Below are 14,706 nucleotides of genomic sequence, written 5' to 3' on the forward strand. Positions count from 1 at the left end.
GCGCGGGCGGCGGGGCCTGGCATGGAGTAGCCACACACGAAGGCGGCGCCCGCCCCGGGGGGCAGGCGCCGCCTTCGCGGTGAGGCTGGGGTCTCAGGCGGTGTCCGCGAGCGTGCCAAGGTAGAGCTGGATGACCTTCGGATCCTTCAGCAGTTCGCGGCCGGTTCCGGTGTAGGCGTCCTTGCCCTGGTCCAGGACGTAACCGCGGTCGCAGATCTGCAGGCAGCGGCGCGCGTTCTGTTCCACCATGATCACCGAAACACCGGCCCGGTTGATTTCGTGCACCCGCAGGAACGTCTCGTCCTGCTTGACCGGAGAGAGGCCGGCGGAAGGCTCATCCAGGAGCAGCACCGCCGGGTCCATCATCAGGGCTCGTCCCATCGCCACCATTTGGCGTTCACCGCCGGAGAGCGAACCCGCCCGCTGCGCGCGCCGCTTGGCCAGTTCCGGGAAGATACCCGCCACGAAATCGAAGCGTTTCCTGAAGTCCTTGGGCCGTTGGAACATGCCCATTTCCATGTTTTCTTCGATGGTCAGCGTCGAAAAGACGTTGTTGTTCTGCGGGACGAACCCGATGCCGCGGCTGACGAGCTTGTTCGCTTTCAACCCCGTCAGGTCCTGGCCGCGCACCACGACGGTGCCGGAATGGACCTTGACCAGGCCGAACATCGCCTTGAGCAGGGTCGATTTGCCGGCACCGTTCGGGCCGATGATGCCAATCAATTCGCCCTGGCGGGCCTCGATGCTGCAGCCGTTGAGGATATTGACGCCGGGCAGGTAGCCGGCCACCAATTCCGTCACGGTGACCACCGGTTCCCCCGGCGCCACGGCTTCCGGAGTCGTTTCCATACGGCGCGCGTTCATGACCGGTCCTTCCTTCTGGTTCCGCGGTCGGCGTTGCCTGCTTCTTCTGCGCTGGAATCCTGCTCGCTGATGTGGCGGCCCAGGACGCCCTCGGCGTCCGTGCCCACGACCGACTCCGCGTCCTGCGCCAGCTCTTCCTCCAGCGCTTCGACGCCTTCGGCGTCGCCCAGGTCGACGTCGTGATGGGCGCCCAGATACGCGTCGATCACAGCGGGATCCTTCATGACGACGCCGGGCGGACCTTCTGCCACGATCCGGCCTTCGGCCATGACCACCACCCAGTCGGCAATGTGGCGGACCATTTGCATGTCGTGTTCGACGAACAACACGGTCATGCCCTCGGCCTTCAGGTTTTTGACATGCTCCAGCAGCGACTGCGTCAGGGCGGGGTTGACGCCGGCCATCGGCTCATCGAGCATGACCAGCTTGGGCCGGACCATCAGGGCGCGTGCCATTTCCAGCAGTTTGCGCTGGCCGCCGGAGAGCGATGCTGCGTAGTCGTCCCGTTTGGAGTCCAGTTTGAACTTGGCCAGCAGGACGTCGGCCTGCTCCGTGATTTCCCGTTCCTTGGGCCCCCAGATGTTCTTGAAGAGGGCCTTGAAGAGGTTCTCACCGGACTGGCCGGTGGCCCCCAGGCGCATGTTCTCCATGACGGAGAGTTTTCCCATGACCTTGGTCAGCTGGAACGTGCGCACCATGCCCCTGCGCGCCACCTTGTAGGACGGCACACCGGCGAGCGAATGCCCCTCGAAGGACCACTCACCGCTCTGGGGGACGTCGAAGCCGGTAAGCAGATTGAACAGCGTGGTCTTGCCCGCCCCGTTGGGTCCGATCAGCGCCGTGATTTGGTGCCGTGGGATCTCGAGATATTCCACGTCCACGGCATTGACGCCACCGAATTGCCGGGTCACGTTTTTGGCGACGAGGATGGGATCCCGTTTCCGGCAGCCCGGGCCCGGTTCGTCGGCAGCAATGGGACGCGTGTCCGTCATGTAGTCCGTGCCCGGCTGGTCGGCCTGTTCCGGGACGGCGGTGGCCCCGGCAGCGGTGGTGCGGTCTTGTTCGCTCATGTGAATGCCAGTTCTTTCTTATTGCCCAGCACGCCTTGGGGCCTGAAGATCATCAGCAGCATCAAGGCGATGCCAACCAGGATGTAGCGGAGCTGTCCTGCCTGTGTGGTTGTCAGGAAGGTGATGTAGTCCGCCTCGATGGCACCGTAGAGCAGTCCCTGGGTCAGCGAGAGGACTACCCAGAAGAGCATGGCGCCGATAACCGGGCCGAGGACGGTGGCCATGCCGCCCAGCAGCACGCAGGTCCAGAGGAAGAACGTCAGCTCCGTCTGGTAGTTGGCTGGTTGTACCGCTCCGCGGGGGAGCGTGAACACCATGCCGGCCATTGTTCCGAACAGGCCGCCGATGATGAGGGCCTGCATCTTGTACGAGTACACGTTCTTGCCCAAGGCCCGCACCGCGTTCTCGTCCTCGCGGATGCCTTTCAGGATCCGGCCCCACGGGCTGCGCATCAGCAGGAACACCAGCAGGCAGCAGATCACCACCAGGCCCCAGCCGACGACGCGGATCCAGAGGCCGCGTTCGTTCAGGGTCACCAGGCCGAAATTGTAGGCGCCCTGCGGGAACGGATTCAGGGCGAAGAACCCGCCTTCGAAGGCAGCCAGGCCGTTCGCCGAACCGGTGATGTCCGTCAGGTCGTTGGTGGTGACCACGTACCGGATGATCTCCGCTGCGGCGATCGTGACGATGGCCAGATAATCTGCCCGGAGGCGCAGCGTGGGGATGCCCAGCAACAGCGCAAAGATCACCGAACCAATCAGGGCTATCAAGACGCCGACAAAGAACGGCACGCCCCACTCGAGCGTGGGAATGGCGAAGCCGTAGGCGCCGATAGCCATGAAGCCGGCTTGGCCGAAATTGAGCAGGCCGGAATAGCCGAAGTGGACGGCCAGGCCGAGTGCCGCCAAAGCGTAGGCGGCCGTCGTCGGGCTGATGATTTCGCCCAGGGCGTTGGTGAAAATATTCAGGAAATCCATGGTGTTGCCTCCTAACCCACGCGCTCTCGACGGCCCAGGATGCCCTGTGGCCGGAACAGCAGGACGACGATCATGATCAGCAGGGCGCCCACATACTTCAGGTCCGCTTCCAGCCAGAGCGTCGACAGTTCGACGAACATGCCGACGATGACCGAACCGACCAGGGCGCCGAACACGGTGCCCAGGCCGCCGAGAATGACGCCGGCAAAGACGAGCAGCAGGATCTGCTGGCCCATGTTGAAGGTGACACCGGGGCGGTAATAGGCCCAAAGGATGCCGCCCAGCGCGGCCAGCACCCCGCCGACCGTCCAGACGATGCGGATGACCCCGTCAACATCGATGCCGGAGGCCGCCGCCAGCGCGGGGTTGTCGGCGACGGCCCGGGTTGCCTTGCCCAGCCGGGTCTTCAGCAGCAGCATGGCAATCAGGATGATCACTATCAGGCTGACAACCAACGAGAGCAGCGTGTTGCGGCTGATCGAAATGTCGCCAAATTCCAGGATGGGGCTTCGGGCCTGCGGCAGCTGCTGCGTGGCGCCGCCGAAGTTGAACTGGATGACGTACCGGGCAGCCAAGGCCAGGCCGATGCTGATGATCATCATGGGGATCAGTCCGGTACCCCGATAACGCAGCGGCTTCCAAAGCCAGGCGTCCTGGGCCCAGCCGAATGCACCGCCCAGGACAATGGCCAACAGCATGGCCAGCCACACCGGAAGGCCGACCAGCGCGAGGCCGAACATCAGCACCGCGCCGACGGTGACCATCTCGCCGTGGGCGAAGTTAGTCAGCCCGGTGGTGCCGTAAATGAGGGACAACCCGACCGAGGCCAGGGCCAGCAGCAGGCCGAAGCTCAGGCCCGCAATGAGACGCTCGACGAAGACCTCGGCGAAACCGGCGCCCTGGAGCACAATGCCTTCACCGAGGGGAAAGATGGCGGCGGCGTTGGAAGTGTTCGTGAAGGTGACTTCCCGCGGATTCGGTGTGCCTTCGGCGAGTTCCACTCCCTCCGGGAAGGTCGAGACGTCCACTTCGACCTGGTAGGTTCCACGTTTCGGGACACCGATCGACCAGGACCCGTTTTCGCCGGTGGTCGCCTCGCCGGTGAATCCTTCGCCCGTCGCCGTGATCCGCACCCCCACGACGGGGCCGTCGGCATTGCGCAGGACGCCGCTGATCGTATCGCGGAAGGGCTCCGCCGGCGCGGTCCCCGTCGTCGTCGCGCCGGGGGTGGGCTCGGGTGAGGTGGTCGAAGCCAGTGAGGGGGGTGCGGACAAGATAAGGCCCGCGATGATCGCCAGTAAGGCGAGCAGTGTCCCCAATGGCCGAACGAGCTTCGGCATCGCGATCAAGATATGAACCTCCACAGTGGGGGGTGTGGTCCGCCGGATCACCGGCAGGCGCTGACAGTGTCTGTGACGGAAATCACCGACGTGTCGTTTATGTTACCTGCGTCACGGGCGGCGGGAGGGTGCGTTCTGTCGCGATCAGGTAACAACTGTGAAGCCGTCATTTAGCATCGATGAAACGTATCGGCCTCCGGGAACAGGCGGGCTACCGGATGCCGGCAACCCCGCGGGAAACCAGAGGCGTCCCTGCGGGAAGCTTCAGGCAGGGCGCCCGGGAACTGCAGGCAGGGCCCCGAATTTACAGGTAGAGATCTACAGGTAGAGCCCCGTGCCGCTGTCCGCTTCCTCCGGCTGGGAGACGGCGTGGACGTCGCGCTCGCGGAGCAGGGTGTAGTCGGCGGCGTTGACTTCGACTTCGGCGCGGTCTTCGGGGTCGAAGAGCACCCGGTCGCCGACCGCTACCTGGCGCACGTGCGGGCCGGCGGCGACTACCTCGGCCCACGCCAGGCGCTTGCCCATGACGGCGGTGGCCGGAATGACGATTCCCGAGGACGAACGGCGCTCGCTGCTGTCCTGGTCCGGAGCCACGAGGATGCGGTCATGGAGCATGCGCAGGGGCAGCTTGGCCCGGGCGGAGGAGCGGGGCGCGTTGGAAGGACTGCGGGACGTCACCCCAGCATTCTACCCGGGCAGGCGGGCCCGGCCGCGGGGCTGCAGGCGCGTCGGCCGCGAGACTGCCGCAGGGCGGCGTTGCTGCCGACGCAGGTTTGCTGCCCAGGGCGGCGCCGGAGGGCGGCGCCGGTGCCCGACGCGGGTTCACCGGCCAGTCAAGGAATTTTCTGCCGTGTTGTTCGTTGGGATTGGTAGTCTAAGCAATAGCTCGCCCCCTGACGATGGAGGACAACAAGATGGCAATCGGAGGAAATCCGGTTTTCAACAACCCGAAGGCGTTCCGCGGCTCGCCCGCGGGCCCTGCCGGAGCCGGCTCCGCCGTGCTCGCCGGCCAGACCCAGCTTTCCAGCCAGCAGCTGCAGGATCTGTACAACCAGCCGTCGGCGGGCCCAGCCCAGACCGGCCGGATGACCTATGACGACGTCATCCTCAAGACCCTGGCCTGCCTGTCCCTGGTGGTCGTCGGCGGTGCGATCGGCTGGATGTTCCCGATCCTGCTGATTCCGGGCATGATCGCCGGCCTGGTGCTCGGGCTGGTCAACGCCTTTAAGCGGGAACCGTCCAAGGGCCTCATCCTGGCCTACGCCGCCGCCGAGGGCCTGTTCGTCGGCGCCCTGTCCATGGTCATCGACTCGATGTACGCCGGCGTGGCCCCGCAGGCCGTGCTGGGCACCGTGTGCGTCTTCGCCGTCACGCTGGCCCTGTTCAAGAGCGGCAAGGTGCGCGCCACCCCCAAGGCCATGCGCTTCTTCATGATCGCGCTGATCGGCTACGCGCTCTTCTCGCTGGTCAACCTGGGCCTGATGTGGTTCGGCGTGCTGGACAACCAGTGGGGCATGCGTGGCGCGGAAATCATGGGCATCCCGCTGGGCGTCATCATCGGCCTGCTGGCCATCGGCTTGGCCGCGTTCTCCCTGATCGTGGACTTCACCTCGATCGAGCAGGGCGTCCGGCAGGGCGTGGACCGCAAGTACTCCTGGACGGCCGCCTTCGGCCTGACCGTGACACTGGTCTGGCTCTACGTGGAGATCCTGCGCCTGCTCGCCATCCTCCGCGGCGACGAGTAATCAGCCGTTCTCCCGACCAACCAACCGACCCCGGCCGTGCGCCGGGGTCGGCTGTTTAAGCGGCGACCCGCTACGGTGGAACCATGACGGGCCAGCGCAGCCGGGCAGCGACCGGCGAGCAGTTTGAACTGAGGCGCGCCGGATCGCGGGCCGTGGTCACCGAACTGGCGGGCTGCCTCCGGCTCTTCGAAAAACAGGGCGTGCAGTTGACCGAGACCTTCGCCGACGACAGCATTCCACCCTCGGCCTCGGGCATCCTGCTGGCGCCCTGGCCCAACCGGGTGGAGGGAGGCCGTTGGGAGCTGGACGGCGCCGTCCAACAACTGGACATCACGGAACCGGGCCGCGGCCACGCCAGCCACGGACTGCTGCGCAACACCGGCTACCGGCTGGTTGGCCGCAGCGGGTCAGCGGTGGTGCTCCAGGCGGAAATCTTCCCCCAGCACGGCTACCCCTTCCGGCTCAGCCATCTTGCCGAGTACTCCCTGGACGAGGCCGGCGACCTGACCGTCCGGCAGGAACTGCGGAACCTGTCCGCGGCCGCGGCGCCGGTCGCACTGGGCGCACATCCCTTCATCCGGCTCGGAGACGAACCCGCCGACCGGCTGACCTTGACCGTGCCGGCGGCGCGGTACTTTCCCACCGACCCGCACACCATGATTCCGACGGCGGATGTCCCGGTCACCGGCCAGACCGACCTGCGCGGCGGAAGCCGGGTGGCGGAGCTGGACATCGATCACGGCTACACCGCCCTGTCCGCCGGCCCGGGCGGCCGCGCGGTGACCACCCTCGCCTCGGAGAGCGGCTCGCAGGTCCGGCTGTGGCAGGAGGAAACCTTCCGCTACGTCCATGTCCTGGTGACCACCAAATATCCGGGCCGGGACCGCGCCGTCGCGGTGGAACCGATGACGGCACCCGCCAACAGCTTCAATTCCGGCCTGGGGCTGGAATGGCTGGAGCCCGGTGCAACGTTCGGCGGGAGCTGGGGCATTACGGCGCAGCTTCACTGAACGCACGGCTGGGTCACAGTATGAAACTATTGGGTGTATGAACCGGTCCTTCCCCGAAAACCGTCCGCTGCCGGCCGGACGTTTGGCCGGAGTTGACGGCCAACACCACGTCCGCGAGGACGTTCCCTATGCGCTGCGGATCAGCGCGGCCTGGGCATGGCGGGTGGGGTTGATCCTGGTGGTGGGCGGACTGTTGGTCTGGCTGCTCAGTTTCGTCTCGCTGCTGATCATCCCGTTGATGGTCGCGGCCCTGATCGCCGCCTTGATTTCCCCCGTCGTCCGGTTCCTGCAAAAGGCCAAGGTTCCCAAGAGCCTGGCGGTCGTCATCACCATCCTCGGCTTCCTGGGACTGATCGGCGGGGCGCTCTCCCTGGTCGGCCGGCAGCTCTACATCGGCTTCAGCGAGCTGTGGGACCAGGTGATGCAAGGCATCGGCCAGGTCCAGGGCTGGCTGACCGACGGGCCGCTCCGTCTGACCAACGAACAACTCAACGACTACCTGAACGAAGGCCTGGACCAGCTGCAGAACAACAGCAGCGCGATCTTCTCCAGCGCCCTGAGCGTCGGGTCCACCGCCGGACACCTGGTCACCGGCCTGCTGCTGACCATCTTCGCGCTGATTTTCTTCCTCTACGACGGCGACCGGATCTGGCGCTTCATGGTCGGCCTGCTGCCCAAGAAGGCGAGGGCGGCCAGCAATGGCGCCGGCCGCAAGGGCTGGACCTCCATGGTGCACTACATCCGGGTCCAGATGTTCGTCGCCTTCGTTGACGCCGTCGGCATCGGCGCGGGCGCGGCCATCATCGGCGTGCCACTGGCACTTCCGCTGGGCGTCCTGGTATTCCTTGGTTCCTTCGTCCCGATCGTCGGTGCCCTGCTCACCGGGTTCGTCGCCGTCCTCTTGGCACTGGTGGCCAACGGCTGGGTCAACGCGCTGATCATGCTCGCCATTGTGCTGGGTGTTCAGCAGCTGGAGGGCCACGTGCTCCAGCCGCTGATCATGGGCAAGGCAGTCTCGCTGCATCCGCTGGCCGTTGTGCTGGCCGTGGCCGGCGGCTCCATGGTCGCGGGCGTCGCCGGCGCACTCTTTGCCGTCCCCTTGCTCGCGATCCTCAACGCGGTCGTGAAGTACATCGCCGCCCGCGGATGGGAAACAGACCCGGCCCTGGGCGCGCCGCCACCGGTGGAAGAGCCCTACCGGGCGCCGGAACCGGCACTGGCTTCGCCGGGTCCCGGAAATCCGCCCGAGCCCTCAGACCGGGACCCCTCCCGCCGACGCCGCGTCCTGCTGCACAGAAAAGAGACCGACAAGTGACAGTCACCGCCCAGCTTCCCGTCACGCTCGACGACATCCAAGCCGCCCGGAAAACCCTCGACGGCATCATCGCCAAGACGCCGATCGAACAATCCCGCGCCCTGGGCCGGATGGTCGGCTCCGACGTGTTCTTCAAATGCGAGAACCTGCAGCGGGCCGGGTCGTTCAAGGTCCGGGGTGCCTACGTGCGGATGGCCGGGCTGTCCGATGCGGAGAAGGCACGCGGCGTCGTGGCTGCCTCCGCCGGAAACCACGCGCAAGGCGTCGCGGTGGCGGCGGCCCGCCTGGGCATCAAGGCCCGCATTTTCATGCCGCTCGGCGTCGCCCTGCCGAAGCTCGCGGCCACCCGGGGCCACGGCGCCGAAGTCGTGCTGCACGGCCACAATGTGGACGAGGCCCTCGCCGAGGCACAGCGCTACGCGGACGAGACCGGAGCGGTCTTCGTGCATCCGTTCGACAACCCCGACATCATCGCCGGACAGGGCACGCTGGGGCTCGAGATCCTGGAGCAGGTCCCCAACGTCGAGACCATCGTCATGGGCGTCGGCGGCGGGGGACTGCTGGCCGGGGTCGCCACGGCCGTCAAGGCCAGGGCGAAGGAGTTGGGCCGCGAGATCAGGGTGATCGGCGTGCAGGCGGAGAATGCGGCCGCCTACCCTCCCTCCCTGGCCGCCGATGCGCTGGTGCCGCTGCAGAAGGTCTCCACCATGGCCGACGGTATCGCCGTCGGCCGGCCCGGGCAGCTGCCGTTCTCCATCATCCGGGAACTGGTCGACGACGTGGTCACGGTCAGCGAGGACGCCCTGGCCCGCGCACTGATCTTCCTGGTTGAACGGTCCAAGCTGGTGGTCGAGCCCGCCGGTGCCGTCGGCGTCGCCGCGCTCATGGAAGGTGTCATCCCGGATCCGGGCACCACGGCGGTGATCCTCTCCGGCGGAAACATAGATCCCATGCTGATGCTGAAGGTGATCCAGCGGGGGCTGTACGCTTCCGGCCGGTTCATGTCCGTGCGGATCATGCTCGACGACCGACCCGGCTCGCTGGCCACGATCTCGCGGATCATCGCCGAATCGGACGCCAACGTCACGCGCGTGGACCATACCCGCATCGGCGGGTCCATCAGCATGGGCGATGTGGCCATCACCATCGACATCGAGACAAAGGGCCACGAGCACTGCGAACTGGTGCTCGGCAGCCTCCGCGCCGCTGGCTTCCAGCCCATCGTCGTCCACTGACCGTGGCCGCCGGAAGCCGTGGACTGCGCCCCGCCCCGGCGCTGGCCGGAGCCGGGGCACTGGCGGCACTGCTCTGGGTGGTCTTCCTGGTCAACATCTTCGCCGGCGGGTACTTCAGCCTGCTGCTGGGCATCGCGCCACGGCGGCTCGACGGGCTTGACGGTGTGGTGTTCGCGCCGCTGCTGCACGCCGACACCGGCCACCTGTTGAGCAACACGGTCCCGCTGCTGGTACTCGCGTTCCTGACGCTGCTGGAAGGAATCCGGCGGTTTTGCGTGGTGCTCGCCTGCAGCTGGCTGGCCTCCGGGCTAGGGGTCTGGCTGACCGGCGCGGGCCTGACCATCGGCGCCTCCGGCCTGGTCTTCGGGCTGTTGGCCTACTTGTTGGTGCGTGGCTTCTACAACCACAGCTGGCGCCAGATCCTGCTGGCCGTGGTCATCTTTCTGTTCTACGGCTCGGTGTTGTGGGGAGTCCTGCCGACGACGCTGCCCGGGATCTCCTGGCAGGCGCACCTTTTCGGGGCGGCCGGGGGAGTCGCCGCCGCCGTGCTGCTGCGCCGCAGGCGGAGCCTTCGCTGAACCCGTTCCCGGCGCGCGCGGGCTGACGCCTGCTGCCGCATACGCCGAAGGCGGGCTCCCGCAGGAGCCCGCCTTCGACGATGATGGTGCGTAATCAGCCGGCGTAAGGCTTGGCGGAAATGATCTCCACGCTGATCTGCTTGCCGTTAGGCGCAGCATAGGTGGTGGATTCACCCGCGCGCAGGCCGTGGATGGCAGCACCCAGCGGAGACTTTTCGCTGTACACGTCCAGTTCGGATTCGCCGGCGACCTCGCGGCTGCCCAACAGGAAGCGCTCGGTGTCGCCTGCGATCTTCGCTTCGATGACCATGCCCGGCTCTACGATGCCGTCGTCAGCGGGTGCCTCGCCCACGTGGGCGTTGCGCAGCAAGTCGGTGAGCTGACGGATCCGGGCCTCGGCCTTGCCCTGTTCTTCCTTGGCGGCGTGGTAACCGCCGTTTTCCTTGAGATCCCCCTCGGAGCGGGCCTGTTCGATGCGGTCGACAATCTCTGCCCGGCCGGGGCCCGAAAGGTGATCCAGTTCAGCCTTCAGACGGTCGTAGGCTTCCTGAGTGAGCCAGGCGACGGGTGCGCTGGAAGTGGACACGTAGTTCTCCTTAATTGCTGCCGGTACCGCTGGAGGCGGGCCGGCACGGTGGCTCTTTGCACAAAAGGCCGCCAAGGTGGCGGCCACTCCATGCAAAGACCCCGCCGTAAAGGTGAATCATTCGTTCTGGGAGGTCCCAGTTCACCGGGGGGCGGGGCAATGTATTTGCTCAATTGTAGTCAGCCGACGCCGGTTTTCCCAATAACCCGGTGGCAAAAGAACCGCGACAGCCTGGAATGGCATGCCTCCGGGCGCGCCCGGCGGGAGGGTCAGCCGCCGGTGCCGGCGGGCCAGCAGCTGTCCACGCCGCCGGAAACGGCCAGGGATTCGGTCCTGAGCTGGACGCGGTGCGCGGTGGTCTCGGCCGTATCCCCTTCGGCGGCGGGCCCGATCGTGGCGACCTTCCAGCCGACGACGGCGTAGTTCTCGCTCAGGGCCTGGACCGCGCAGTGGACGATGGCCTCGGGATCCTTGGTGACTTGGAAGTCCACGGTGATGTGACCGGCGTCGGCCACGGCAAAGCCCACGTCCTTGCTCTCGATCTGCGGCCCGCCCTGGCCCAGGGCAAAGAAACCGGCGCCGATGATGGCCACGCCCAAGGCCCCGCCGGCCAGTGCCAGTTTGCTGCGGCGGGACAGCGTCCGCCGCGGTGTGCCGTAACGTTCGGAAACCGTTAAGCTGGGGGGAGTCTGAGGAGTTCGGGGGCCGGAGGTGCTCACGCCCTCAAGTTTAGCTTCCCACCCACCCACGCAAGATTTCCCAGGAGCAGCCACGTGAGCTTCGACGCAGCCCAGCCGGCGCAGAGTGAGGGACTGCGCCTGCTGGCGGTCCACGCCCATCCGGACGACGAATCCAGCAAAGGCGCCGCGTCCATGGCGCGTTATGCCGCCGAAGGCGTCCAGGTGCTCGTCGCCACCTGCACCGGCGGTGAACGCGGAGACATCCTCAACGCGGAGGCCGCCTCGGACCCGCAGGCGCACCGGGACCTGGCCGGCCTGCGGCGGGTGGAGATGGCCCGGGCGGCAGCGGAGCTGGGCGTACAGCATCGCTGGCTGGGGTTCGCAGATTCGGGCCTGCCGGAAGGGGATCCGCTGCCGCCGCTGCCGTTCGGCAGCTTCGCCACGCTGCCCCTGGAACGGGCGGCGGCTCCACTGGTGAGGCTGGTCCGCGAGTTCCGCCCGCATGTGGTGATCAGCTACGACGAGAACGGCGGCTACCCCCACCCCGACCACATCATGGCCCACAAGGTGGCGGTGGAGGCCTACCACGCTGCCGGTGACCCGGAGCGTTACCCGGACGCGGGCAGTCCCTGGGAGCCGCTCAAGCTTTACTACGACCGCGCGTTCAACCCGGAACGGTTCCAAGCACTGCACTACGCCCTGGAGGAAGCCGGGCTGCAGTCGCCCTACGCCGCACGCCTCGCGGCATGGCTGGAGGCCGACGCCGAGGGGCACCAGCCGCCCATGCCCAACCACCGCACCACCACGCAGATCGACTGCGGCGACTTTTTCCGCCACCGCGACCGCGCGCTGCTGGCGCATCGAACCCAGGTGGAGCCCACCGGGTTCTTCTTCGCGGTCTCGGAGGAGATGCAGCGGACCGTCTGGCCGTGGGAGGATTTCTCGCTGATCCACGCCCGGGTGGAGACCAGCGTGCCGGAAACGGATTTTTTCGCGGGCATAAGATAGACCTTGCAGCCAACCAGCACCGGAGCGAATTTCCGGGACGCAGCGAGAAAGAGATTGAAACTTGCCCCTGATCCAGATCCTTGCCGCCGTCGCCGCCGGTGCCGGCGAACCCAGTCTCCGGCCCGGCCTGGACCCTGAGCAGGTTTCGCCCGGGCCCTGGGGCTTCTTCTTCACCTTTGGCCTCGCGGCCGTGGTGGTTTTCCTGATCTGGGACATGAGCCGGCGCATCCGGCGGGTGCGCTACCGCGCCCAGGTGGAGGAGAGCGGCGGCCAGGATTCGCCCGAGTCCGCCCCCGAAGGGTCCGGGCAGGCAGGCACTGCCGGCGGGGGCGCGCGGGGGTACGCGGACGGCGGCGGCACCGAAACGGGGAGCCCGAACGAACGCAGCGGCCGCTCGGGCCGCCCGGACCGCCGGGAGTAACCATGGCCGGCAGACTGCGCTCGGAGGCTTCGGCCTACTTGCGGCAGCATGCCGGGAACCCGGTGGACTGGTGGCCGTTCGGTGACCAGGCCTTTGAACAGGCGCGTCTGCGCGACGTGCCTGTTTTCATTTCGGTCGGCTATGCGGCGTGCCACTGGTGCCATGTAATGGCCGGTGAGTCCTTCGAGGACGAAGCCACGGCCCGGTACCTGAACGAGCATTTCATACCGGTCAAAGTGGACCGGGAGGAACGCCCGGACGTGGACAACGTCTACATGGCGGCCACGCAGCTGATGACCGGCCAGGGCGGCTGGCCGATGAGCGTCTTTACCCTGCCCGACGGCCGGGCCTTCTATGCCGGCACCTACTTTCCGCCGCGGCCGCTGCAGGGCCAGCCATCCTTCCGCCAGGTGCTCCAGGCGGTCCATGAAGCCTGGGAGCAGCGCCGGGACGCCGTTGAAACCACTGCCGCCTCGCTGGCCGAGGCCCTCGCGCAGGCGGGGGAAGCCAACCGTGAACTCCTCGGGGACCTCACCCAGGGGCCCGACGACGCCGCCGATCGGTCCGGCGATCCGGGGCCGGGACCCGTACAGGTGTCCGCCGGCGGCTGGGGTGCGGGCCGCCCGGTCCTCGAGCAGGCCGTCGAGGTCCTGGCGCGGCAGGAGGACACCGTCTTCGGCGGGTTTGGCGCGGCACCCAAATTTCCGCCGTCGGCCGTGCTGCACTTCCTGCTCCGGCATGCCGCGGCCTCGCGGGCCGACACGGCGGGCCAGGCCGCCGCACTATCGTCCCGGACGCTGCAGGCCATGGCCGGGTCCGCGTTGTACGACCAGCTGGAGGGCGGCTTTGCCCGCTATGCGGTGGACCGTCAGTGGTCCGTGCCGCACTTCGAAAAAATGCTCTATGACAATGTCCAACTGCTGCGCGTGTATGCGCAGTGGGCCTTCCAGTCTTCGGTCGAGGCCGAGAGGGACCTGGGGCGCGCGGTCACGGCCGGCACGGCGGACTGGATGGTGGACCGGCTGCGGTTGGCGCACGGCGGGTTGGCGTCCTCGCTCGACGCCGACACCGTCGTCGACGGTGTCCACCACGAAGGCGCCACGTACCTGTGGTCCCCGGCAGAGCTGCGGGAGCTGCTCGGCGCCGACGACGGCGGTTGGGTCGCCTCCGTGATGGGCGTGCGCGAGCGGGGAAACGTCACCGCAGCCGGCTCGACCTTGCACCCGGGACGGCTGCTGGAACCGGACGAGCGGCAGCGGTGGGAAGGGCTGCGTCCGGTGCTGCTGGCCGCCCGGCAGGAACGGCCGCAGCCGGAGCGGGATGAAAAAGTTGTCGCCGGCTGGAACGGCCTGGCCGTGGCCGGGCTGGCCGAAGCCGGCGAGCTGCTGGCGCGGCCCGACCTGACCGCCGCCGCGGTGGCCGCCGCGGACTACCTGCTTGCCGTGCACCTGGACGGCTCCGGCCGGCTTGCCCGGGTGTCGCACAACGGCACTGCCCAGCACTTCGAAGGTTTGCTGGAGGACTACGCCGGCTGCGCCGAGGGGCTGTTCTCGCTGTATGCAGCCACCGGGGAGCCCCGCTGGTATGCCGTCGCGGAAGCGCTGGTGCTGCGGGCGGAGGAGGTGTTTTTGGAGGCGGGACAGCTGAGCGACCAGGCGGCCCCCGCCGCCCAGGTGGCTGCCGCCGCCGGATCCGTTCCGCCCGCGGATCCGCTGGAGAGCGCCACTCCCAGCGGCACCGGCCTGTTGGCCGGGGCATTGGCCACCTATGCCGCCTACAGCGGCTCAGCCCGGCACCGGGAGCTGGCGGGCCGGCTGCTGGGGTATCTGGAGCGGATTGCCGTGCGCGCACCGCGTGCCGCCGGGTGGGGCCTCGCC

Annotated in this window: 15 protein-coding genes; 8 read left to right on the plus strand and 7 right to left on the minus strand. The window is 67.5% G+C overall.

Annotation, left to right across the window (positions count from 1 at the left end; genetic code table 11):
• Positions 1 to 93: 93 nt before the first annotated feature.
• The 5 genes from AC5RV2_RS08075 to AC5RV2_RS08095 form a co-directional block, all read right to left on the minus strand.
• Entirely contained in the window at positions 94 to 864 is a 771-nt protein-coding gene (locus AC5RV2_RS08075) for an ABC transporter ATP-binding protein (RefSeq protein ID WP_494091940.1), read from the minus strand.
• Positions 861 to 1,856, minus strand: a complete 996-nt coding sequence (locus tag AC5RV2_RS08080) for an ABC transporter ATP-binding protein (RefSeq protein WP_494091949.1) — start codon at positions 1,854 to 1,856, stop codon at positions 861 to 863. The genes AC5RV2_RS08075 and AC5RV2_RS08080 overlap by 4 nt, the downstream gene beginning before the upstream one ends.
• Positions 1,857 to 1,930: 74 nt before the next feature.
• The gene (locus AC5RV2_RS08085) at positions 1,931 to 2,911 is read right to left on the minus strand and encodes a branched-chain amino acid ABC transporter permease (protein ID WP_494001474.1); all 981 of its coding nucleotides are present in this window, start codon (positions 2,909 to 2,911) and stop codon (positions 1,931 to 1,933) included.
• Positions 2,912 to 2,922: 11 nt separating this feature from the next.
• Entirely contained in the window at positions 2,923 to 4,251 is a 1,329-nt protein-coding gene (locus AC5RV2_RS08090; RefSeq protein ID WP_494091941.1) for a branched-chain amino acid ABC transporter permease, read from the minus strand.
• 318 nt (positions 4,252 to 4,569) lie between these two features.
• Positions 4,570 to 4,866: a GroES family chaperonin gene (locus tag AC5RV2_RS08095; protein ID WP_493978707.1), complete on the minus strand. Its 297-nt coding sequence runs from the start codon at positions 4,864 to 4,866 to the stop codon at positions 4,570 to 4,572.
• 299 nt (positions 4,867 to 5,165) lie between these two features.
• Here AC5RV2_RS08095 and AC5RV2_RS08100 point away from each other — a divergent pair, with 299 nt between their 5' ends.
• The 5 genes from AC5RV2_RS08100 (at position 5,166) to AC5RV2_RS08120 (ending at position 10,134) form a co-directional block, all read left to right on the plus strand.
• Positions 5,166 to 5,996: a Bax inhibitor-1/YccA family protein gene (locus AC5RV2_RS08100; RefSeq protein WP_494073571.1), complete on the plus strand. Its 831-nt coding sequence runs from the start codon at positions 5,166 to 5,168 to the stop codon at positions 5,994 to 5,996.
• Between the two features lie 83 nt (positions 5,997 to 6,079).
• Positions 6,080 to 7,006: an aldose 1-epimerase family protein gene (locus AC5RV2_RS08105; protein WP_494091942.1), complete on the plus strand. Its 927-nt coding sequence runs from the start codon at positions 6,080 to 6,082 to the stop codon at positions 7,004 to 7,006.
• Between the two features lie 37 nt (positions 7,007 to 7,043).
• Positions 7,044 to 8,321: an AI-2E family transporter gene (locus AC5RV2_RS08110; RefSeq protein ID WP_494091943.1), complete on the plus strand. Its 1,278-nt coding sequence runs from the start codon at positions 7,044 to 7,046 to the stop codon at positions 8,319 to 8,321.
• Positions 8,318 to 9,556 (plus strand): threonine ammonia-lyase, encoded by a 1,239-nt coding sequence (gene ilvA, locus AC5RV2_RS08115; RefSeq protein WP_494001470.1) that lies wholly within the window; start codon positions 8,318 to 8,320, stop codon positions 9,554 to 9,556. The genes AC5RV2_RS08110 and ilvA overlap by 4 nt, the downstream gene beginning before the upstream one ends.
• Positions 9,557 to 9,558: 2 nt before the next feature.
• Positions 9,559 to 10,134, plus strand: a complete 576-nt coding sequence (locus AC5RV2_RS08120) for a rhomboid family intramembrane serine protease (protein WP_494091944.1) — start codon at positions 9,559 to 9,561, stop codon at positions 10,132 to 10,134.
• Positions 10,135 to 10,228: 94 nt separating this feature from the next.
• On the opposite strand, the gene greA is transcribed toward AC5RV2_RS08120, so the two are convergent.
• Positions 10,229 to 10,720, minus strand: a complete 492-nt coding sequence (greA, locus tag AC5RV2_RS08125; protein ID WP_494001468.1) for a transcription elongation factor GreA — start codon at positions 10,718 to 10,720, stop codon at positions 10,229 to 10,231.
• Between the two features lie 269 nt (positions 10,721 to 10,989).
• A complete protein-coding gene (locus AC5RV2_RS08130; RefSeq protein WP_494091945.1) occupies positions 10,990 to 11,439 on the minus strand; it encodes a DUF4307 domain-containing protein in 450 nt (149 codons plus the stop codon).
• Positions 11,440 to 11,493: 54 nt separating this feature from the next.
• On the opposite strand from AC5RV2_RS08130, the gene mca reads away from it, so the two are divergent.
• The 3 genes from mca to AC5RV2_RS08145 form a co-directional block, all read left to right on the plus strand.
• A complete protein-coding gene (gene mca / locus AC5RV2_RS08135) occupies positions 11,494 to 12,408 on the plus strand; it encodes a mycothiol conjugate amidase Mca (RefSeq protein WP_494091946.1) in 915 nt (304 codons plus the stop codon).
• 61 nt (positions 12,409 to 12,469) lie between these two features.
• Complete coding sequence (locus AC5RV2_RS08140; RefSeq protein WP_494091947.1) at positions 12,470 to 12,829, plus strand: hypothetical protein; 360 nt, start codon at positions 12,470 to 12,472, stop codon at positions 12,827 to 12,829.
• A gap of 2 nt (positions 12,830 to 12,831) precedes the next feature.
• Positions 12,832 to 14,706 (plus strand): thioredoxin domain-containing protein (locus AC5RV2_RS08145; RefSeq protein ID WP_494091948.1); only part of this gene is annotated, 1,875 nt, incomplete at its 3' end.

The sequence above is a fragment of the Arthrobacter sp. Y3225116 genome (assembly GCF_059091245.1).

Bases quoted from the DNA above. Each gene is read 5' to 3' on its own strand.
- AC5RV2_RS08075 (WP_494091940.1), bottom strand. From the start codon at position 864: ATGAACGCGCGCCGTATGGAAACGACTCCGGAAGCCGTGGCGCCGGGG.
- AC5RV2_RS08080 (WP_494091949.1), bottom strand. From the start codon at position 1,856: ATGACGGACACGCGTCCCATTGCTGCCGACGAACCGGGCCCGGGCTGC.
- AC5RV2_RS08085 (WP_494001474.1), bottom strand. From the start codon at position 2,911: ATGGATTTCCTGAATATTTTCACCAACGCCCTGGGCGAAATCATCAGC.
- AC5RV2_RS08090 (WP_494091941.1), bottom strand. From the start codon at position 4,251: ATGCCGAAGCTCGTTCGGCCATTGGGGACACTGCTCGCCTTACTGGCG.
- AC5RV2_RS08095 (WP_493978707.1), bottom strand. From the start codon at position 4,866: ATGCTCCATGACCGCATCCTCGTGGCTCCGGACCAGGACAGCAGCGAG.
- AC5RV2_RS08100 (WP_494073571.1), top strand. From the start codon at position 5,166: ATGGCAATCGGAGGAAATCCGGTTTTCAACAACCCGAAGGCGTTCCGC.
- AC5RV2_RS08105 (WP_494091942.1), top strand. From the start codon at position 6,080: ATGACGGGCCAGCGCAGCCGGGCAGCGACCGGCGAGCAGTTTGAACTG.
- AC5RV2_RS08110 (WP_494091943.1), top strand. From the start codon at position 7,044: ATGAACCGGTCCTTCCCCGAAAACCGTCCGCTGCCGGCCGGACGTTTG.